The 20684-nt window shown below is 66.9% G+C and carries 18 protein-coding genes; 7 read left to right on the top strand and 11 right to left on the bottom strand.

Annotated elements, in window-relative coordinates:
* The first annotated feature begins 14 nt into the window (after positions 1–14).
* Entirely contained in the window at positions 15–2036 is a 2022-nt protein-coding gene (locus K7G81_RS01830; protein WP_223029028.1) for a TonB-dependent receptor plug domain-containing protein, read from the top strand.
* Positions 2037–2043: 7 nt separating this feature from the next.
* Here K7G81_RS01830 and K7G81_RS01825 read toward each other — a convergent pair whose 3' ends face one another.
* From K7G81_RS01825 to K7G81_RS01810, 4 genes are read right to left on the bottom strand one after another with little or no spacing between them, the layout of a single operon-like run.
* The gene (locus tag K7G81_RS01825) at positions 2044–2634 is read right to left on the bottom strand and encodes an ABC-type transport auxiliary lipoprotein family protein (protein ID WP_223029027.1); all 591 of its coding nucleotides are present in this window, start codon (positions 2632–2634) and stop codon (positions 2044–2046) included.
* An 11-nt stretch (positions 2635–2645) separates the two neighbouring features.
* Positions 2646–3611 carry an MlaD family protein gene (locus tag K7G81_RS01820; protein WP_223029026.1) on the bottom strand — a complete coding sequence of 322 codons (966 nt, stop codon included), beginning with the start codon at positions 3609–3611 and terminating at the stop codon, positions 2646–2648.
* Positions 3611–4429, bottom strand: a complete 819-nt coding sequence (locus K7G81_RS01815) for an ABC transporter ATP-binding protein (RefSeq protein ID WP_223029025.1) — start codon at positions 4427–4429, stop codon at positions 3611–3613. Before K7G81_RS01815 ends, K7G81_RS01820 begins: the two co-directional genes overlap by 1 nt.
* Positions 4429–5529, bottom strand: a complete 1101-nt coding sequence (locus K7G81_RS01810) for an ABC transporter permease (RefSeq protein WP_223029024.1) — start codon at positions 5527–5529, stop codon at positions 4429–4431. Before K7G81_RS01810 ends, K7G81_RS01815 begins: the two co-directional genes overlap by 1 nt.
* Positions 5530–5645: 116 nt before the next feature.
* On the opposite strand from K7G81_RS01810, the gene K7G81_RS01805 reads away from it, so the two are divergent.
* Positions 5646–6320, top strand: coding sequence for an HAD family hydrolase (locus tag K7G81_RS01805; protein WP_223029023.1), 675 nt, complete (start codon positions 5646–5648; stop codon positions 6318–6320).
* Between the two features lie 10 nt (positions 6321–6330).
* On the opposite strand, the gene K7G81_RS01800 is transcribed toward K7G81_RS01805, so the two are convergent.
* The 3 genes from K7G81_RS01800 to K7G81_RS01790 are packed head-to-tail and all read right to left on the bottom strand — an operon-like array spanning position 6331 to position 11950.
* Complete coding sequence (locus K7G81_RS01800) at positions 6331–7590, bottom strand: DUF445 domain-containing protein (RefSeq protein ID WP_255586477.1); 1260 nt, start codon at positions 7588–7590, stop codon at positions 6331–6333.
* A gap of 43 nt (positions 7591–7633) precedes the next feature.
* On the bottom strand, positions 7634–10768 hold the full coding sequence (locus tag K7G81_RS01795; RefSeq protein ID WP_223029022.1) for an efflux RND transporter permease subunit: 3135 nt from the start codon (positions 10766–10768) through the stop codon (positions 7634–7636).
* Positions 10769–10774: 6 nt separating this feature from the next.
* Positions 10775–11950, bottom strand: coding sequence for an efflux RND transporter periplasmic adaptor subunit (locus K7G81_RS01790; RefSeq protein WP_223029021.1), 1176 nt, complete (start codon positions 11948–11950; stop codon positions 10775–10777).
* Positions 11951–12230: 280 nt separating this feature from the next.
* Between K7G81_RS01790 and K7G81_RS01785 the strand changes: the two genes are divergently transcribed.
* The gene (locus K7G81_RS01785; protein ID WP_223029020.1) at positions 12231–12953 is read left to right on the top strand and encodes an SIMPL domain-containing protein; all 723 of its coding nucleotides are present in this window, start codon (positions 12231–12233) and stop codon (positions 12951–12953) included.
* Between the two features lie 67 nt (positions 12954–13020).
* Here the strand turns inward: K7G81_RS01785 and K7G81_RS01780 are convergent, their stop codons facing one another.
* The 3 genes from K7G81_RS01780 to K7G81_RS01770 form a co-directional block, all read right to left on the bottom strand.
* Complete coding sequence (locus K7G81_RS01780; RefSeq protein ID WP_223029472.1) at positions 13021–13272, bottom strand: GlsB/YeaQ/YmgE family stress response membrane protein; 252 nt, start codon at positions 13270–13272, stop codon at positions 13021–13023.
* 138 nt (positions 13273–13410) lie between these two features.
* Positions 13411–13710, bottom strand: a complete 300-nt coding sequence (gene sciP, locus K7G81_RS01775) for a CtrA inhibitor SciP (RefSeq protein WP_223029019.1) — start codon at positions 13708–13710, stop codon at positions 13411–13413.
* 98 nt (positions 13711–13808) lie between these two features.
* A complete protein-coding gene (locus tag K7G81_RS01770) occupies positions 13809–14057 on the bottom strand; it encodes a hypothetical protein (protein ID WP_255586474.1) in 249 nt (82 codons plus the stop codon).
* A gap of 140 nt (positions 14058–14197) precedes the next feature.
* On the opposite strand from K7G81_RS01770, the gene mnmA reads away from it, so the two are divergent.
* Positions 14198–15310 (top strand): tRNA 2-thiouridine(34) synthase MnmA, encoded by a 1113-nt coding sequence (gene mnmA / locus K7G81_RS01765; protein WP_223029018.1) that lies wholly within the window; start codon positions 14198–14200, stop codon positions 15308–15310.
* Between the two features lie 9 nt (positions 15311–15319).
* Here the strand turns inward: mnmA and K7G81_RS01760 are convergent, their stop codons facing one another.
* A complete protein-coding gene (locus tag K7G81_RS01760; RefSeq protein WP_223029017.1) occupies positions 15320–16255 on the bottom strand; it encodes a LysR family transcriptional regulator in 936 nt (311 codons plus the stop codon).
* Between the two features lie 143 nt (positions 16256–16398).
* Between K7G81_RS01760 and K7G81_RS01755 the strand changes: the two genes are divergently transcribed.
* The 3 genes from K7G81_RS01755 to K7G81_RS01745 are packed head-to-tail and all read left to right on the top strand — an operon-like array spanning position 16399 to position 20631.
* Complete coding sequence (locus tag K7G81_RS01755; protein WP_439649518.1) at positions 16399–17610, top strand: HlyD family secretion protein; 1212 nt, start codon at positions 16399–16401, stop codon at positions 17608–17610.
* Positions 17610–19148, top strand: a complete 1539-nt coding sequence (locus tag K7G81_RS01750) for a DHA2 family efflux MFS transporter permease subunit (RefSeq protein WP_223029016.1) — start codon at positions 17610–17612, stop codon at positions 19146–19148. The genes K7G81_RS01755 and K7G81_RS01750 overlap by 1 nt, the downstream gene beginning before the upstream one ends.
* Positions 19149–19152: 4 nt before the next feature.
* Complete coding sequence (locus K7G81_RS01745; RefSeq protein ID WP_223029015.1) at positions 19153–20631, top strand: efflux transporter outer membrane subunit; 1479 nt, start codon at positions 19153–19155, stop codon at positions 20629–20631.
* Positions 20632–20684: the final 53 nt, after the last annotated feature.

Below are 20684 nucleotides of genomic sequence, written 5' to 3'. Positions count from 1 at the left end.
GCGAGGAGAAGCACATGGCGCGCACGCACGCTCACCGACTATCGGTGCTGGCGGCTGCCTGCGTCATCGCCGCGCCGGCCGCTGCCCGGGAGTCACAAGACGCGTCGGCCACGCCCGAGATCGTCGTGCTCGGCACCGGCCTGCCGCTGCCGCCCGGCACGCCGGCCTACGGCACCATTCTGATCGACCGCGACCGGCTGCAAAACAGCGCCAGCGGCCGGCTCGAGGACGTGCTTCAGAATGTCGCCGGCCTGCAGGAATTTCGCCGCTCGGACAGCCGCTCCGCCAATCCCTCGGCGCAGGGCGTCACGCTGCGCGCGATCGGCGGCAATGCGACCAGCCGGACGCTGGTGCTGCTCGACGGTGTCCCCCAAGCTGATCCGTTCTTCGGCTATATTCCGTTCAACGCGCTGGTCCCCGATCGCCTGTCGGCGGTCCGCGTGACGCGCGGCGGCGGCACCGGCGCGTTCGGCGCGGGCGCCGTCGCGGGGACGATCGAGCTCGCCAGCGCGACGCGCGCCGATCTGCTGCGCTACGAAGCCAGCGCCTTCTACGGCAGCCGCGATTCGACGATGCTCACCGGCTCCTTCTCGCCCGATCTCGGCGGCGGTTACGTTTCGATCGGCGGCCAATATGATCGCGGCGACGGTTTCTACACCACGCCCGCCGATCAGCGCGTGCCGGCGACCGCGCGGGCCCGCTACGAGGATTGGACGACCAGCATCCGCGCCGTCGCGCCGATCGACGCCGAGACCGAAATCCAGGCCCGCGCCGCCATTTATCGCGACAATCGCACCTTGCGTTTCAAGGGCGCCGACAGCAGCACCGAAGCCAATGACGCCAGCATCCGCCTCGTCCACCGCGGCCGCTGGGCGATCGACGCGCTTGCTTATGTCCAGGCGCGCAATTTCTCGAACAAGGTGATCAGCTCGTCGAGCTACAAGCTGGTGCTCGATCAACACAACACGCCGGCCACCGGGCTCGGCGGCAAGATCGAGCTGCGCCCGCCGGTCGGCGCCGGTCACGTCTTGCGGCTCGGCATGGACCTGCGCCATGCCGAAGGCACGCTGCACGAACAGCCCTATAGCGCCGCCACCGGCCTCGCCACCGCCTACCGCCGCGCCGGCGGCGACAGCGAGACGATCGGCGCGTTCATCGAGGATGACTGGACGCTCGGCCCGCTGGTGCTCACCGGCGGCGGACGGATCGATCGCTGGACGATCACCAATGGTTTCTATCATGAGCTGAGCGCAACCGGCGCGGTCGATAGCGACCGGCATTTCGCCGATCGCGGCGGCACCCGAGCAACCGGCCGCCTCGGCGCGCTGCTCCATGCCGGCCCAGCGATCGATCTGCGCGCGGCGGCCTATACCGGCTTCCGCCTGCCGACGCTGAACGAGCTCTACCGCCCCTACACCGTCTATCCGGTGACGACCGAAGCCAATGCCGATCTCGCCCCGGAACGCCTCAAGGGCGTCGAGGGCGGCGTGGACTTCGCGCCCCTCGCCGGCGTCACCCTCGGCGTCACCGCCTTCTACAACCGCCTCGACGACGCGATCGCCAATGTCACGATCGGCACCAACCTGCTCCAGCGTCAGAACGTCGATGCGATCGTCGCCAGGGGGATCGAAGCCTCGGCGCGGGCGCAATTCGGCGCGGTCTCGCTATCCGCGTCCTACGCTTACGATCACAGCATCGTGCATGCCCCCGGCCGCGCCTTCGATGGCATGACGCCCGCGCAAAGCCCGCGCCATAGCGCCAGCGCCACGCTCGCCTGGGCACCAGTTCGTGGGCCGAGCCTGTCGGCAACCGTCCGCTACATAGGCAAGCAATTTGAGGACGATCGCGAAACCGAGGTGTTGCCCGCCGCGACCACCGTCGATGCGGTCGCCGCCGTGCCGGTCAATCGCCATCTCGCCATCGTTGCGCGCGCGGAAAACCTGTTCGACGAAACCGTGCTCACTCGCAACCAGGGCGGCTCGATCGATCTCGGCACGCCGCGGACCTTGTGGATCGGCTTCCGCTTTTCGGACTGACCCGCGACTACTGCCCGACCCAGCCCGCCACCTCGGCGGCCACCTGATTGGCTGCCTGGTTGAGCGCGATGCCGGCCGGCCCCGCCGCGATTTCGGATACCGGCACCCGCGCCTCGAACCGCTGCTTGACGACCGATGACGCGCCCGAGCGCAGCAGCGCCGCATCATAGGTCACCACCGCCTCGTGCGTTCCGGCATCGATGCCGAAATTGCGCAATTCGCCGGACAACCGCGTGCCCGGATCGACCCGGCTCTGCTCGCTGCCGAGCACCACCCAGTCGGTTTTCGCCGTGATCGTGTCGGCGAGCAGCCGCGCGAACAGCTTGGCCGGCGGCTCGACCCATTGCGCGTCCTTGACATAGGCGATCGAGGTATCGCTCGCCTGCACCGGCACGCGCTGTACCGCGAGTTCCTGCGGCACCACCGGCACGTTCACCGTCATCGTATGCTCGGGCGTCGCCGTCTCCACCTTGCCGACAGGCGCGGGTGTCGCGGGATCGAGCGTCAGCAGCGAGGGCGGCGGCTTGGCACCGAAACTGATGCAGCCGGACAGCAGCACGGCCGGCGCCAGCATGGCGAGCAGGATCGGCTTCTTCATGATGATGCGCCTCATTTCTTGCCCTTATAGTCGGGAAGCTTCTGCGGGCCGAGCACCGAGCTGGCGCCGCCCTGGTTGATCCGTTCCGACACCTCGGACAGAGATTTGGACATATCGCGCAGGTTGCGGATCAGTTCGTTGACGTTGGGCACCGTCTGCTTGGAGAAGTCCTGCAGGCCCGGCCGCGCGTCCTGGACCGCCGCATTGAGCGTCTCGGTGCTCTGCTTGGCCGAGACGATCGCATCGTTGAGATTGGCCAGCGTCGGCTTGACGTCATCGGACAGCACGCCATTGGTCGTCTCGGCAAGATCGCCGATCTTCTGCGCCGCGTCGCCCGCCTGCTGGATCGCGACTCGCGTCTGGGCGAGCGTCGCGGCGATTTCCGGCGCGCGATCGGCCAGCGCGCCAGTCAGCCGGTTGGTATTGGCCAGGATGCCCGCGATCGACGCCTGGTTCTTGTCGCCGAGCAGGATGGTCAGCCGCTCGGTCAGCGTCGACAGGCGCTCGAGCAACTGCGGCGCCGAACTCAGGATCGCGCCGAGCCCCGAGGTTTTGGTCGGGATCACCGGCACGCCATAGGGGCATTCGCGCTCCGGATTTTCCTTCGGGCAGCCGATCGGCGGTGCGCCCTTCACGCCCCCGTCGAGCGCCACGGTCGAGGTGCCGGTGAAGCTCGACTGGATCGCCGCCGTGGTGCCCTGCAAGATCGGCGTGCCACCGTTCAGCGCCACGCGCACGCGCACATATTGCGGATCGGGCTTCCACAACTGAATGTCCTTGACCTGGCCCGATGGCACGCCCGAATAAGCGACCTGCGATCCCTTCGCGAGCCCGTCGACGGACTGTTTGAAGAAGATATCGTATTCCTTGTTCTCGCTGGTGCCGAGCCGCGCCAGCCACACCGTGAACAGCGCCAGCACGAGCAGCAGGATCAGCACCACGGCGCCGACGAGGACATGGTTCGAACGCGTTTCCATCAGTCTTTCGTCCCTGCCTTTTGCCGTTCACGGTCGCGCTCGAGCGTCGCGGTGGCGGCGCGGCCGCGCGGGCCGTTGAAATATTCCTGGATCCACGGATGGTCCATCGCCAGCAACTCGGGAATCGTGCCGACGCCGATCACGCGCTTGTCGGCGAGCACCGCCACCCGGTCGCAGATCGCGTAGAGCGTATCGAGATCGTGGGTGATGAGGAAGACCGTCAGGCCCAGGGTCTTCTGCAACGACGCGATCAGCTCGTCGAACGCCGCCGCGCCGATCGGATCGAGCCCCGCCGTCGGCTCGTCGAGGAACAGCAGCTCGGGATCGAGCGCCAGCGCGCGCGCCACGCCGGCGCGTTTCTTCATGCCGCCCGAAAGCTCGGCGGGAAATTTCGGCCCGGCATCGGCGGGCAAGCCGGACATCACAACCTTGTATGCGGCGATCTGGTCGAGCAGCCCCTGGTCGATCTGGGGATAGAATTCGCGGATCGGCACCTGCACGTTTTCCGCCACCGTCAACGTCGAGAACAAGGCGCCGCCCTGGAACAGCACGCCCCAGCGCTTGCGAATCTCGACCGCCTCGGTCTCCTCGCGCCCGATCGTCGGCTCGCCGAACACGGTGATCTCGCCCGCGTCGGGGGTCTGCAGGCCGACGATCGCGCGCATCAGCACCGATTTGCCCGTGCCTGAACCGCCGACCACGCCCAGAATCTCGCCCTTGTGCACGTCGAGGTCGAGGTCGTCGTGGATTACCTGCTCGCCGAAGCTGGTCTTCAGCCCGCGCACGCGGATGATGACGTCATCATCGTCGTCCGCCATCAGATCCACCCGATCCAGGTGAAGAACACCGCGAAGAAGGCGTCGAGCACGATCACCAGAAAGATAGCCTGCACCACCGCTGCCGTGGTGCGCAGGCCGACCTGCTCGGCATCGCTTTCCACCTGCATCCCCTGGAAACAGCCCGCGATGCCGATGATCGCGCCGAACACCGGCGCCTTGACCAGCCCGACATAAAGATCGGTGATCGGCACCACTTCGCGGATGCGCTCGATGAAGGTGATCGGCGGGATGCCGAGCGACGCCCAGCACAACAGCCCGCCGCCGATAATCGCGACCAGCGACGAATAGAAGCCGAGCAGCGGCATCAGGATCACCGTCGCCAGCGTTCGCGGCAGCACCAGCGCCTCCATCGGCGACACGCCGATCGTCCGCATCGCGTCGATTTCCTCGGTCAGCTTCATCGTGCCCAATTGCGCCGCGAAGGCGGATCCCGATCGCCCCGCGACCATGATCGCCGTCATCAACACACCCAGCTCGCGCAGGGTAATTCGCCCGACCAGGTTGATGGTGAATGCCTCGGCGCCGAACTGGCGGAGCTGCACCGCGCCCTGCTGCGCGATGACGATGCCGATCAGGAAGCTCATCAGCCCGATGATGCCGAGCGCCGAGACGCCGACCACTTCGAACCGGTGCACCGTCGCATTGAAGCGGAAGCGCGACGGATGCCGCGCGACATGGATGAACGCCAGCGTGGTCCCGCCGAGAAAGCCGAGCAGGCCGTAGAGCGTTCGCGCCGATTCGGTGACGGCCTCGCCGATCTCGCCGAGCACGCGCTTGAACGACGAATCGTAGTCGGGCCGCACCGCAACCGGCTCGTCGGCTTTCGATACCTGTTCGAGCAGGTGCTGCGCATCCGGCCCCAGCCCCTCGACCGTGGCGCCGCTATCCTCGGCGAAGCGATGGATCACCCAGGCGCCGACGGTATCGATATGGTCGATTCCCGACAGGTCGATCGTTTTCGCGTCGCCGTCATAATCGCGCAGCCGGTCGGCCAGGTCTCCCAGACCCGCCAGCGTCAAGCTGCCCGAGAAGCGCAATGCGCCTGCGTCTTCCCCGCTGAAATCGGCCATTGCGCTCATCGCGGCCATCCATGGTGCAAAGTGGCTGGATCGGCAAGCACTTCGCGGCGCCCACACGATTGCGCGCTCCGCCACCGCCCCTTCCACGCGGGCGCATCGGCCTCTAAGGCGGCGCCATGACCAAGCTTGCCATCTACGACATGGATCGCACGATCACCCATGCGCCAACCTGGACACCGTTCCTGCTGTCGACCGCTCGCCGTCACGCGCCCTGGCGGCTGCTGCTCGCGCCCGCGGTGGCGTTCGCGATGCTCGGCTATACCGCGCGGCTGGTCGATCGCGCCGGGCTCAAGCAGACGATGCAACGGCTCCTGCTCGGCGGCAAGCTGGCGCCCGAAGCGGTCGATCGCGCGGCAACCGCCTTCGCCGATCGGGTCGTCGCGAGCGGCGTCTTTCAGGGCGCGCGCGAGCAGATCGAGGCCGATCGCGCCGCCGGCTATCGGCTCGTCATGGCGACAGCCTCGTATCGCTTCTACGCCGCCTCGATCGCGCACCGCCTCGGCTTTGATGACGTCATCGCCACCGAATCGGAGTTCGACGACGCCGGCTGGCTCGGCGCGAAGATGATGGGCGACAATGTCTATGGGCCCGCGAAGCTGCGCGCCATCCAGGCCTGGCTCGCCGCCGAGAAGATCGATCGCCGTGCGGCGCACATCCGTTTCTACTCCGATCACGTCTCGGACGCGCCCGCGCTGGCCTGGGCCGACGAAGCATTCGCGGTCAATGCCCACGGGCCGCTCAAGGCGCTGGCAAAGAAGCGCGGCTGGACGATCGTCGACTGGGAGCGATAATCGCCTGCGGTCACAACAGCACGTCCACCGTGTGGATCACCAGCCCCACCAGCCCGCCGACCAGCGTGCCGTTGACGCGGATATATTGCAGGTCGCGGCCGACCGCATTCTCCAGCCGGCGCGTCACCGTCCCCGTATCCCAGCTGCGCACCGTTTCCGACACCAGCCGCACGATCCCGTCGCCATAATCCGCCGCGAGGCCGACCGCCGCCCGGCGCACGAAGCGATTGATCGTCAGCCGCAGCCGCGGCTCGCGCTGCAGCGTCTCGCCCAATTGCCGGATCGCCTCGCCGAACTGGCCGGCCATCGCCGCATCGGGCCGCCGCACCATCTTCAACAGCCCGCCGCGCGCCTGCTCCCAGACGCTCAGCCACCAGCTCTCGACCGCCGGGTTATCGAGCAGCTCGGCCTTCATCCGCATCACCCGCTCGCGCATCTTCGGATCGTGCTGCAGATCATAGGCGAGCAGCTCGAGCGCCTCTTCGGCGCGCTTCCGGATCGGGTGATCGGGATCGCGGGCGAGATCGCGCGCCAGCTTGTCGAGCCCGTCGATGATCTTGTTGGCCAGCGTCTCGTCGAGCCCGGTCCAGCGCAACAGCGTGCCGGCGCGTTCCTGCACCATGTCGCGGATCATCTGCTCATTGGCGGCGAGCGCGCGATGCGTCCAGCGGATCACCGCGTCGATCAGCGGCACATGGCGCCGTTCGGCCATCGCCGCGTGCAGCGCCTGCCCCAGCAGCGGCGCGATATCCATCTCGCGCAATTGCCCGGCAAGCGCCGATTTCACCATGCTGCCCAGCCGCTTCTGATCGAGCGATTCGAGTATGTCGGCGATCAGCCGCGATCCCCCCTTCCACAGGCGCCCGCCCGCCGGCGGCGCGGCCATGAACCGCCCGATCGTCCCGGCGACGTCGACCCGCCGCATCCGTCGCGCGACCACCTGGGGGGTGAGGAAATTGGCGCGCAGGAAGGCTGCAAGCGTATCGCCGATGCGATCCTTGTTGCGCGGCACGATCGCGGTATGCGGGATCGGCAGGCCCAGCGGATGGCGGAACAGCGCTGTGACGGCGAACCAGTCGGCGAGCCCGCCGACCATCGCCGCTTCCGCGAACGCCTGCAGATAGCCGAAGCCCGGATGCCGTGCTTCCAGCGCCCGCGCGATGAAGAACAGCGCCGCCATCAGCACCAGCAGCCCGGTCGCCACCAGCCGCATCCGCACGAGTGCCGATGGAGGCGGCTCGGCGCGCGACGGTGGAGCGAACGGATTCATCAGCGAAACAATCCCCGAAACGAGGGATTGTTCAAGTCCGTCGTTATTCCGCGGGCTCTGGTGCGTCCTCGTCGCCATGATAGCCGATCGGGCGCGGGCCCGGTTTCTGATCGATCACCGGCGTGCCGTCCTCGCCCGGCTGATAGTTGAGCAGGCGGCGGCCGAGCCGCGGCCCGATCCAGCGTTCGGCGCCGACCGCGAGGCTGAAGCCCGCCGGCACGATCAGCAGCGTCAACAGCGTCGACAGCGTCAGGCCGCCGATCACGGTGATGCCCATCGGCGCGCGCCACGATGCATCGCCGGAAAGCGAGATCGCGGTCGGCACCATGCCGGCCACCATCGCCACCGTCGTCATCACGATCGGCTGCGCGCGCTTGTGCCCGGCATCGACGATCGCGGTGAACCGGTCGACGCCCTTGTTCATCTCCTCCAGCGCGAAATCGATCAGCAGGATCGAGTTCTTGGCGACGATGCCCAGCAGCATCAGCAGGCCGATGAACACCGGCATCGACACCGGATCGCCGACAACGAGCAGCGCCAGCAAGCCGCCCAGCGGCGCCAGCAACAGCGATCCCATGTTGACGAACGGCGCCAGGAAGCGGCGATAGAGCAGCACCAGCACCGCGAACACCAGGAACACGCCGGAGATCACCGCGGTGATGAAGTTGCTGATCATCTCCGCCTGCCACTTGGCCTGGCCCACCGTCATTTCGTGCACGCCCTGCGGCAGGTGCTGCATGATCGGCAGGTTGTGGATCGCCTTCATCGCCACGCTGCTGACCACGCCGGCGCGCAGATCGGCGCCGACCGTCAGCTGACGTTCCTGGTTCAGCCGATCGATCTGCGTCGGGCCCGCGCCGTAGCTGATATCGGCGACCAGGCTCAGCGGCACCGAGCCGCCGCTCGACGTCTGCACCGGCAGGTTCTCGATATTGCTCAGCTTCGACCGCGCGCTCTGCGGCAGCGACACGATGATCGGGATCTGCCGGTCGGAAAGCGAGAAGCGTGCGCTGTTCTGCTCGATATCGCCGATCGTCGCGATGCGGATCGCGCTCGACAGCGCCTCGGTCGTCACGCCCAGATTGGCAGCGAGGTCGAGCCGCGGCTTGATCTGGATTTCCGGCCGCTGCAGGTCGCCGGTGATCCGCGGCGCCACCACCATCGGCAGCTTGCCCATCTGCTCGACCAGCTTGACCGCCGCGCGGTTCAGCGTCTCGGGGTCTTCGCCGCCGAGCACCACCGTCAGGTCGCGCCCGCTCGATCCAAAGCCCTGTTGCGAACTGAACGTCACCTGCGCGTCGGGAATCTTGGCCAGCGTCGGCCCCAGCGTCCGCTGGAATTCGGAGCTGGTCATCGGGCGATCGTCGGCCAGCGTCGCGTCGACCCGGCCGTTGCCGATGAACGACCGCTGGTAAACCTTGGTCACTTCGTGCGTCTGCGCCTTGAGCAGCGCGGCGACGTGATTGACCACCCCCTCGGTCTGCTCGAGCGTGCTGCCCGGCGGCATCAGCACGTTGGCGCGCACCGTGTCCTGGTCCTGATCGGGCTGGAAGGTCATCGGCAGCATCATGAAGCAAGCGACGGTCAGGACCAGCGAGCCGATCGCGGCCACCATCGGCACCCAACGATGCCTGAGCGTCCAGCGCAGCGTCGCCGTATACCAGTCCATCAACCGCCCCTCGCCGTGACTGGCATGGCCGAACGACTTGAGGAAATAGGCCGCGATCATCGGCGTCACCATGCGCGCCACCGCCAGGCTCATCAGCACCGCGGCGACCACGGTGAGGCCGAAATTCTTGAAGAACTGCCCGGAAATGCCCGGCATCAGGCCAACCGGCAGGAACACCGCGACGATCGACATGGTCGTCGCCAGCACCGCAAGCCCGATCTCGTCGGCGGCATCGATCGCCGCCTGATAGGCCGATTTGCCCATCCGCATGTGGCGCACGATGTTCTCGATCTCGACGATCGCGTCGTCCACCAGCACGCCCGCCACCAGGCTCAGCGCCAGCAGCGTCATCTGGTTGAGCGTGAAGCCCAGCAAGTCCATGAACCAGAAGGTCGGGATCGCCGACAAGGGGATCGCCAGCGCGGAGATCACCGTCGCACGCCAATCGCGCAGGAACACGAACACCACCACGACGGCGAGGAACGCGCCTTCGATCATCGCATCGATCGCGCTCTTATACTGTTCTTCGGCATATTTGACGTTGTTGTTGAGCAGCTCGAAATGAACCTTCGGGTTCTCCTTCTCCAACTCCTTCAGCTTTGCTTCGGCGCCGTGGAACACGGAGACGTCGGAAAAGCCCTTGGCGCGCTGGAAATCGAAGCTCACCACCTGGCGGCCGTTGATCTTCGATGACGACGTGGGATCGGCGTAGAGATCCTTCACCGTCGCGATATCGGCCAGCTTGATCGTCCGCCCGCCGACCGCGATCTGCGTCTGGCCGAGGTCATAGGCGGTCCGCGCATTGCCCAGCACGCGCACCGATTGCTGCAGCCCGCCGATCTCCGCCGTGCCGCCCGCCGCGTTCATGTTGACGAGCCTGAGCTGCTGGTTGACCTGATCGGCGGTCAGCCCCTGCGCCTGCAGCCGGACGGGATCGAGGATCACGCGGATCTCGCGCGTCACCCCGCCGTTGCGGTTGACCGCCGACATGCCCGGCACCGACAGCAGCGCCTTGGCCACGTCGTTATCGACATACCAGCTCAATTGCTCGAGCGTCATGTCGGTGGCCGACACCGAATAGCTGGCGAGGTCGTGATCGGTGGTGTTGGCGCGGCCGACCTGCGGCTCGAGGATGCCTTCGGGCAGATTGCCGCGGATCTGCTGCAACGCACTGCGCACATCCTCCACCGCGCGATCGATCGGCGTGCCGATCTGCAACTGGACGATGGTCTGCGAATCGCCCTCGGTGACGGTCGAGGTCAGCTGGTCGATGCCCTGCAGGCTGCGCACCGCCGCCTCGACCTTCTGGGTGATCTGCGTCTCCATCTCGGAAGGCGCGGCGCCCGGCTGGTTGATGTCGATCCACACGATCGGGAAATCGATGTCGGGATCGTTGTCGACGTCCATCGTCATGAAGCTGACGATCCCGGCCAGCGTCAGCGCGATGAACAGGACGATCGGCGGCACCGGGTTGCGGATGCACCAGGCGGAAATGTTGCGGAAGTTCATCGCCGATCAGCTTTCCGATTTGACGAGCTTGGGGTCGACCTTCTGCCCGGCGTTGAGGAACGCGCCGGCCGACCGCACGACATGCTCGGTGCCGTTCAGCCCGCTGGCGATCGCGACGCCGCTGTCGGAAACGACGCCGGTCTTGACGTCGCGCCGCTCGACCTTGTCGTCGGCATCGACGATCAGCACGTAATTGCCCTTGTCGTCGCTCAGCACCGCGGATTGCGGCAGCATCGGGGCCTGGCTGGCGCCGGCATGGATCGTCGCCGTGGCGAAGCCGCCGGGGCGCAGATCCTTGTTATAGGGGATCGCGATCTTGGCGATGCCCTGCCGCGTCTGCGGATCGACCACCGGCTCGACCTGCCAGACATGCCCCGCATAAGACTTGCTCGAGCCGACCGGGGTCACTTGCGCCGGCACGCCGACCGAAACCTGCGCGAGATCGGCCTCGCTCAGCACCGCGTCGAGCTCCATCTCGCCATCCTTGGCCATGCGGAACAGCCCGCCGCTGGTCTGGTTGACGATCTGGCCCGCCTCGGCGCCGCGCGTCAGCACCAGGCCGGCCGACGGCGCGCGGATGTCGAGCTGGGCGTTCTGCGCGCGCGTCTCGGCGAGCTGCGCCTGGGCGACATGCACCTTGGCGATCGCCGCATCACGCGTCGCCGTAAGCTGGTCGATATCGGCCTTGGAGATGAATCCGTCGCTGACCAGCTTTTGTGCGCGGTCGAGATTGGCCTGGGCGAGCCGCGCATCCGATTCGGCAACCTTCACCTGCGCCGCGAGCGACGCGGCGGTCTGCACCTGCACCGAACTGTCGATCGTCGCCAACACCTGGCCGGCCTTCACCCAGTCGCCGGGATCGACCAGCACCTTGGTAATCATGCCACCCTGCCCGGCGACGCCTACCGGCATTTCGCGCCGCGCCGCCAGCGAACCGGTCGCCGTGATAAGGTGCGATACGGTCTGCCGCCCTGGCACGATCACGCTGACCGACGGCACCTGGTCGCCCGCAGCCGCGGTCGCGGCCGGCTTGTCGTGGCGCCCGAACAGCAGGTAACCGGCGATCAGCACCACCACGACGATCAACGCGCCGAGGATCCAGCGCCGCCGCCGCGGCCGCTCCTCATAATCAGGAAGCGCCAGCCGGTCGCTGTCCCCGATCTGCCCCGGTTCGTAATTCATTTGCGTCACATCCCCGTCCCGGCTTTGGCCGTCGCTGCGTCAATTGGTGTATTAGAGAAATATAGCACCGAGCTCAAGCGATCTTTCGGGCGCGCGAATCTTGCCCGCTTTCGCTCCCGTCCGCAAGCGCTCGATTGGCGGCCCGCGGTTCGGAACCCGTTACGCCAGCGGCGCATTTTCCGTTGGAAGGTGAATAAAAGCTGCTCGCACCGTTCAGCCGCGGTTGCCTCCCCGGCTGACATGGGAGCATCATCGCACATCACAGCACAGGGGAGACATCATGCGAGCATGGATGACACTGGCGGCGCTCGCCGCAATTCCGATGGCAGCCGGCGCCGCGGCCGCGCAGACCACGCCGGCGATCCTGCCCGATGGCACGATCCTGGACGTGACCGCCACCGGCAAAACGACGCGCACCCCCGATCTCGCGACGATCGATGCCGGGGTGGTGACGCAGGGCGCGACGGCCGCCGCCGCGCTGTCGGACAACAGCGCGCGGATGGCCAAGGTGCTCGCCGCGCTTAAGTCGGCCGGCGTCGAAAGCCGCGACATCGCCACCTCGACAGTCCGGCTCAACCCGCAATATCGCTATGCCGACAATCAGCCGCCGGCGATCACTGGCTATCAGGCAACCAACACCGTTTCGGTGAAGTTCCACGATATCAAGAAGGCGGGCAGCATCCTCGACGCGCTGGTCGCGCAGGGGGCAAACCAGATCGACGGCCCCAACCTCAGCCTCGAAAACCCCGATGCCGCGCTCGATGAAGCGCGCACCGATGCCGTCGCCCGTGCGCGCGCCCGCGCCGAACTCTATGCCAAGGCCGCCGGGCTCAGCGTGTCGCGCATCGTCTCGATCGACGAGAATGGCGAAAATGCCGGCAGCCCGCCGCCCCGCCCGGTGATGTACGCCCGCGTCGCCGCCGCGCCGCAGGCCGACACTGCGATCGAGCCGGGCACCACCGACGTCACCGTGACTTTGTCCGTCCGCTTCCTGCTCAAATGATGCGAAAGGGGCCGCTCGTGTCGTCCACGAGCGGCCCCGATGAATCGCTTTGTGCCTCAGCGGCGGGTTAGCGCACGCTGCCGCGACGGATCAGGTTGACGATCGCCAGCAGGATGATCGCGCCGATCAGCGACGTGATGAACGTCGTGACGGTGATCGCCTGATTGATGCCACCGCCGAAGATCAGCCCGGCGATGAATGCGCCGACGATGCCGACGACGATGTTGAGCAGAATGCCTTGCTGCGCGTCGGTCCGCATCACCAGGCTGGCGAGCCAGCCGACGACGCCACCGACGATAAGCCACACGATGATACCGATCATGGTCTCGTCCCTCCGTTATTTCACCCGAATGACCGGGGCTGCGGGAAGGACGCGCGACTGCGGGATTAGTTCCGGTGGCGTTTCAATTGGGTGAGGCGCCATCAAACGGCGCCGCACGATATCAAAGCAAACCCGTCAATATTTCTGCTGCCGCTCGTAGAGCGAGCGGTAATGCTGGATCCGGGTGACGCGCAGACCAGGCATGCCGGACCGATCGATCGCGCGCTGCCAGCTGGCGAATTCCTCGACCGTGAGGCTGTAGCGATCGCAAACCTCGTCCACCGTCAGCAGGCCACCGTTGACCGCGGCGACCACCTCGGCCTTGCGCCGCACCACCCAACGGGTCGTGTCGGGCGGCGGCAACGTGTCGACCGTCAGTGCCTCGCCGAGCGGGCCGATTACCTTTGCGGGACGGATTTTCTGATTCTCGATCATGCGGTCCTCATTGGGAGCGGGGGCTCCGGGTTACTCCTGAAACACGCCCTATTGGGCAGGATTGAAGATGCCCTGAAACGGGTAGGTAAATCGTTTGTTCATTCGTCGGGTCGTCCCGTCGAAGTCTCCTTCCATCGTTTCAGGTCGTCTGCGACGGCCTGGTTGAACGCGCCATGCTGCGGCGCCAGCAATCCTTCCTTCGGCGGAACCGGCACGTCCTCATGTGCCAGCACCGCCGTCGGGCTCGCCGCCTGACGCGCCGCGACCCCGACCAGCATCACCGCGAAATCCGCCGACAGCGGCTTGGCGGGTGCCCCCTCGCCGACCGGCGGAAAACTCTGCTTCAAACGACCGCTCCCCCTCGTTGCGACTCGACTTGAAGCAATGGCTTACACCGCAGATGGTCAACGTCCGGTAAAGCCGCCGGCAACCCTTGCGTAACGCATGTTTTGCGCCGCAGCCGCGCATCGACTATGGCGCGGCCACGATGATCGAAGGCGATTTCCAGCTCGGGGCGAACGCGCGCGCAAAGCGCATCGTCGTCGCCATGTCGGGCGGCGTCGACAGTTCCGTCGTGGCCGCTCTCGCGCATGCCAGCGGCGCGGAGACGATCGGCGTGACGCTGCAGCTCTACGATCATGGCGAGGCGGTCGGCCGTGCCGGTTCCTGCTGTGCCGGCCGCGACATCCGTGATGCGCGCGCGGTGTGCGATCGGCTGGGCATCGCCCATTACGTATTCGATCACGAGAGCAGCTTCCGCGAGACGGTGATCGACGATTTCGCCGACGAATATCTCGCCGGCCGCACGCCGATTCCGTGCGTGAAGTGCAACATGGGGCCGAAGTTCACCGATCTGTTCGCGCTCGCCCGCGATCTCGGCGCCGATTGCCTGGCGACCGGCCATTACGTCCGCCGCGTCGAGGGCGCCGCCGGCCCCGAGCTACACCGCGCGCTCGATCCCGCGCGCGATCAGAGCTATTTCCTGTTCGCGACCACCGCCGCGCAGCTCGATTTCCTGCGCTTTCCTTTGGGCGGCCTGCCCAAGCCGCGCGTCCGCGAACTCGCTGCCGAACTCGGCCTCGGCGTCGCCGCCAAGCCCGACAGCCAGGACATCTGCTTCGTCCCCGACGGCGATTATGCCCGACTGGTCAAGAAGCTGCGGCCCGACGCGGATACCGCCGGCGATATCGTCGATCGGGCCGGCCGCAAGCTCGGCGAGCACAAGGGGCTGATCCATTTCACCGTCGGCCAGCGCAAGGGGCTGGAGATCGGCGGCCAGGCCGAGCCGCTCTACGTCCTGCGGCTCGAGCCCGAAACCCGGCGGGTGATCGTCGGCCCGCGCACCGCGCTCGCGGTGTCGGCGGCGCGGCTGCGCGACATCAACTGGCTCGGCGGCGATCATCGCGGGCCGCTCACCGCCAAGGTCCGTTCGCTGGCCAAGCCGGTCGCCGCCCGGTTCGACGGCGAGAGCGTGACGTTCGATGCGCCCGAATATGGCGTCGCCCCCGGCCAGGCCGCGGTGCTCTACGATGGCGACCGCGTGCTCGGCGGCGGCTGGATCGCCGCGACCGAGCGCGCCCCGATCGCCCTCGCCGCCTGACGCCGCGCGTCAGAACCCCGCGGCGATTTCCCGGATCACCCCGCGCAGCCAGGCGAGGCCGGCATCGTCGTCCACCTTGCCGTGCCACAGCATCTGCAGATCGATGCCGCCGCCCTCCCCGTCCGCATCGAGCATGGCGATGCCTTTCCCGGCCCGGTCGCGCTCGGCAAAGCGGCGCGGCACCAGCGCGATCATGTCGGTGCGGCCGACGATCGCGATCGCGGTCTGGCTGTCATAGACGATCGCGGCATCGTCACCGAGCGGCAGCGGCTCGGCGTCCCCAGTTTCGGTGATGACCTTGCGCCCCAGCGCCCCTTCGGGCGCCGCCGCGCGCAGTGTCTCGAACGGCCGCCCGTGGGAGATGGTGAGGCGCGGCGCTGCGGCGAAGGCGCCGTGATCGAACGGCTGGTCCACGATTGGATTGTCCGCCGCGGCAACCCAGACGAGTTCCTCGCGATACAGTGTCTCGCTCGACAATCGTGACGGAATCCGCGTGAAGGCGCCGAGCGCCAGATCGACCGTGCTTTCGTCGAGTTCCGACAACAGGTCGGGCCCGGGCGCGATGATGCGCAGCGTCACGTCGGGCGCGGCCGCGCGCACCCGCGCGATCAAGTCGGGCACCAGCAGCGTGCAGAAATAGGAGCCCGCCGCCACGGTGAACCGGCGCGAGGCGGTTTCGGGGACGAATTCGGTCGGCGACAGCGCGCCGCGCAGCTGCGCCAGCCCCTCGCGCACCCCCGGCGCGATCTCGATCGCCCGCGCCGTCGGCTGCAATCCGCCCGGCGCGCGAACGAACACCGGGTCGTCCAGCGCGTCGCGCAAGCGGCGCAGCGCGTGGCTCACCGCCGATTGCGTCAGCCCGAGCTTTCCCGCCGCGCGCGTCACGCTGCGCATTTCGAACAGCGTGTCGAACACGCGCAGCAGATTGAGATCGATCTCTACCATGAATTTCGTTCATACATGAAAGGACGAAATATCATTAGGCCTAATTGTGCGTCGCACTATATTCTCCGTGCCGCTTCCGCTCCCCTCCCACGGAAGCGGCACTTTCATTTTTGCGCCCATATAAAGACGACAGGGGTTCCGCCGTGGCCGATCGCACGCCTTCATTCGAAACCGATCCCGAGCTTCATCCCGGTGATCCGCAGGCCGAGGGCCATGACGTGGTCGGCGACGAGTTCATCGAGGCCGATCGCGCGGAACGGCGCGAAGAAGTTCAGGAGCAGCGCCGCAAGCGCTCGCTGCGCAAGCCCCTGCTGTTGCTCGCCCCGGTCGTCGTCCTGATCGGCGCCCTGTTCTTCTATCTCCACGGCGGCCGCTACGAATCCAACGACGACGCCTTCCTGCAATCGGGCCTCGTCTCGGTCAGCCCCAATGTCGAGGGCCGCGTGATCGAGGTCGACGTGCGCAACAATCAGCACGTCAAGAAAGGCGACGTGCTGTTCCGGCTCGATCCCGCGCCGTATCAGACCGCGGTCGATCAGGCCCAGGCCGCGCTCGCCGCGGCGCGCACCGACGTCGGCTCGCTGCGGGCGCAATATCGCCAGGGCCAGGCCGATCTCGCCGCCGCGCGCGACAAGGTGACTTATGCCCAGCGCGAGGCGGCGCGGCAGAAGGAATTGCTTGCCGAGGGCATTTCCAGCCAGTCGCAATATGATCAGGCGGTGCTGGCGCTGCAGAATGCCCGCGCCGCGATCCAGAGCACCAGCCAGTCGAACCAGAGCATCCAGGCGCGTCTCGCCGGCGACATCAACGCGCCCGTCTCCGAACAGCCCGGCGTGCAGCAGGCGCAGGCCGCGCTCGATCGCGCCAGGCTGAACCTCGGCTACACCGTGATCCGCGCCGCGCAGGACGGCGTCGTCGCCAATGTCGATCAGCTTCAGGTCGGCGATTGGGTGGCGGCCTCGAAGCCGGTGTTCAGCCTCGCCGGCACGCGCATCTGGGTGGTTTCCAACTTCAAGGAAAATCAGCTGCGCTACATGCGCCTGGGCCAGCCGGCGACGATCAAGGTCGATGCCTATCCCGATCTCGATCTCAAGGGCCGCGTGGAGAGCTTCTCGCCGGGTACCGGCAACAGCTTCTCGGTGCTCCCCGCAGAGAACGCCACCGGCAACTGGGTTAAGGTCGTCCAGCGCCTGCCGGTGATCATCTCGATCGACAATCCGCCCGCGGATGTACCGCTCCACGCCGGCCTGAGCGTCGAGGTGACGGTCGATACCGGCCACAAGCGCCACCTGTTCGGCAAGGATACCCCGCCGACCACGCCGGCCGCCAACGCCCAGGCCGCCGCCCAGCGCTGATGGCCGGCGACGCGCATCTTTATCCGGCCGCGGGGACGCGCCGGTTCATCACCGCGTCGGTGATGGCGGCGACGGTGATGAACTCGCTCGATTCGACGATCGCCAACGTCGCGCTGCCCCATATGCAGGGCAGCGTCTCGGCATCGCAGGACCAGATTACCTGGGTCTTGACCTCGTACATCGTCGCCGCCGCGATCATGACGCCCTTGACTGGCTGGCTCGCCAGCCGGTTCGGGCGCAAGCGGCTGATGCTCTGGTCGATCGTCGGCTTCACCATCGCCTCGGGGCTGTGCGGCCTCGCCACCAGCCTCGGCGAGCTGGTCGGCTTCCGCCTGCTCCAGGGCATATTCGGCGCTGCTCTCGTACCGATGAGCCAGGCGATCCTGCTCGACATCAACCCGCCCGAACGCCACGGCCCGGCGATGGCGGTATGGGGCATGGGCGCGATCCTCGGTCCGATCATCGGCCCGGCGCTCGGCGGCTATCTGACCGACAGCTATTCGTGGCGCTGGGTTTTCTACATCAATCTGCCGATCGGCATGCTCGCCTTTGCCGGCCTGTGGTTCTTCCTCAACGAGACGAAGATGGCGGGCAAGGTGAAGCTCGACCTGATTGGCTTCGCCTTCCTCGCGCTCGGCATCGCATCGTTGCAGATCATGCTCGATCGCGGCCAGCAGGAAGACTGGTTCAACAGCCTCGAAATCTGGATCGAGGCAGTGTCGGCCGGCACGTTCTTCTACCTGTTCGTCGTTCACACGCTGACCGCGAAGAACTCGTTCATCGATCTGGCGATGTTCAAGGATCGCAATTTCCTGTTCGGATCGGTGTTCGGCTTCTTCCTGGGCGTGCTGATCTTCTCGGTGCTCGCGCTGCTGCCGCCGATGCTCGAGGGGCTGATGGGCTATCCCGTCGTGCTCACCGGCCTCGTCACCGCGCCGCGCGGCGTCGGCACGATGATCTCGATGATCCTCGTCGGCCAGCTCATCAAGCGGGTCGATCCGCGCGTGCTGATCGGCATCGGCCTCGTGCTGGTCGCCTGGTCGACCTACGACATGAGCGGTTTCTCGCTCGGCATGGACGATTCGTTGGTCGTGCGCACCGGCCTGATCCAGGGGCTCGGCACCGGGCTGATCTTCGTGCCCTTGTCGACCGTCGCCTTCGCCACCCTGCCGTCGCAATATCGCAACGAAGGCACCGCGATGTTCACGCTGATCCGCAACGTCGGCTCGGCGATCGGCATTTCGGTGCTGCAGGCGATGACGATCCGCAACAGCGCGATCGTCCATTCACGGCTCGTCGAGGGCGTGCGGCCCGACAATCCGAACCTCGCGCGCGGCGCGTTCAACGTCGACTTCTCTTCGCTCCACAGCCTCGCCGCCGCCAACGCCGAGATCACGCGGCAGGCGAGCATGGTCGGCTATATCGACGCTTTCTACGCGCTGTTCATCGTCATCATCATCATCTCGCCGATGATCCTGTTCATGCGCCCGCCGCGCCGCAAGGCCAGCGACGAGCAGATGACCATGCATATGGATTGAGCCCATGACTCGCTTTCGCACCCTCACCGCAACCCTCGTCGCCGCGACCGCGCTCGCCGGCTGCACCGTCGGGCCGAATTTCGAGCGTCCCGCCGCGCCGGGCGCCAGCGCCTATGCCTCGCCCCACGATGCGCTGCCCAAGCCAGCTCCCGGCCCCGGCGCCGCGCTTGGCGCGGGGCCGTCGCTCGCCTGGTGGAAAGCGTTCAATTCGCCGGCGATGGACGCGCTGGTCGATCGGGCGATCGCGCACAACGCCAGCCTCGAGGCAAGCAACGCCACGCTCGCCGCCGCGCGCGAGCAGGTCGCCGCCGCGCGCGGGCACGAGCTGCCGCAGGTCGACGTCAATGCCGGCGCGCATCACGAAGAAGCCAATCTCGCCGGCTTCGGCTTCAAGCTCGGCGCGCTGCCGGGGCTGACCAGCAACCCGGTGTTCGATCTCTATTCGGTCGGCGGCGGGATCAGCTACGATCTCGATCTGTTCGGCAAGCAGCGCGGCAAGGTGGAGCAGGCCGCCGCCCAGGCCGAGGCGCAGCAGCGCCAGACCGAGGCGGCGCATCTCGCGCTCGCCGGGCAAGTGGTCAATCAGGTGTTGACGATCGCCGCGATCCGCGAGCGTATCGCCACTTCCAACGCGCTGCTCGCCGACGATCAGCGCAACGTCGATCTGACGCAGAAGCGCAAGCAGGCCGGCGAAGGTACGCTCACCGAAGTGCTCAACGCGCAGGCCCAGTTCATGGCCGATCGCAGCACCATCCCGCAGCTCGAACAGCAACTCGACGAGGCGCGCCACCTGCTCGCCACGCTGATCGGGATCGCGCCCGCCGATCTCGGCCCGACCGATTTCGATCTCGATGCCTTCACGCTGCCGCAGCAGATTCCGGTCACGCTCCCCTCGGCGCTGGTCCACAAGCGCCCGGATATCCTGCAGGCCGAGGCCGATCTCCATGCCGCCACTGCCGCGGTCGGCATCGCCACCGCCGATCTTTATCCGGATGTCACGCTGGGCGGCACCTACACCCAGGGCTCGCCGACGATCGGCGATCTCCTGTCGAGCAAGTTCCGCGGCTTCGATCTGTTCGCCGGCCTCACCGCGCCGATCTTCCACGGCGGCACCTTGAAGGCGCAGAAGCGCGCCGCGATCGATCAGGCCAAAGCAGCCGATGCCACCTATCGGCAGACCGTGCTCGATGCCTTTCGCCAGACCGCCGATCTGCTCGATGCGATCAAGAGCGATGCGCGCTCGGTGGCCAATCGCGAGGAATCGGTCGGCGTGGCGCAGCATTCGCTGCAGCTCTCGCGCCGCAGCTTCCAGGTCGGCAATTCGGGCCTGCTCCAGATCCTCGACTCGCAACGCCTCTACGAGCAGGCGCGGATGGGGCTGGTCGACATGCGCGAGCAGCAGTTCGTCAATGTCGCGCGGCTCTATGTCGCGACCGCCGGCGGCTGGACCGGCCCCGCGATCGAAACCGCCTCGGCACAATAAATATTATTCGTCGCACCAGCCCTGCGAAACTTCTGCGACAAATAGCCGCTACC

It is taken from the genome of Hephaestia mangrovi, from assembly GCF_019880555.1.
Lineage (GTDB): Bacteria > Pseudomonadota > Alphaproteobacteria > Sphingomonadales > Sphingomonadaceae > Sphingomonas > Sphingomonas mangrovi.
The sequence above is the reverse complement of the archived record's forward strand: the minus strand, read 5'-3'. Positions and strand labels throughout refer to the sequence as shown.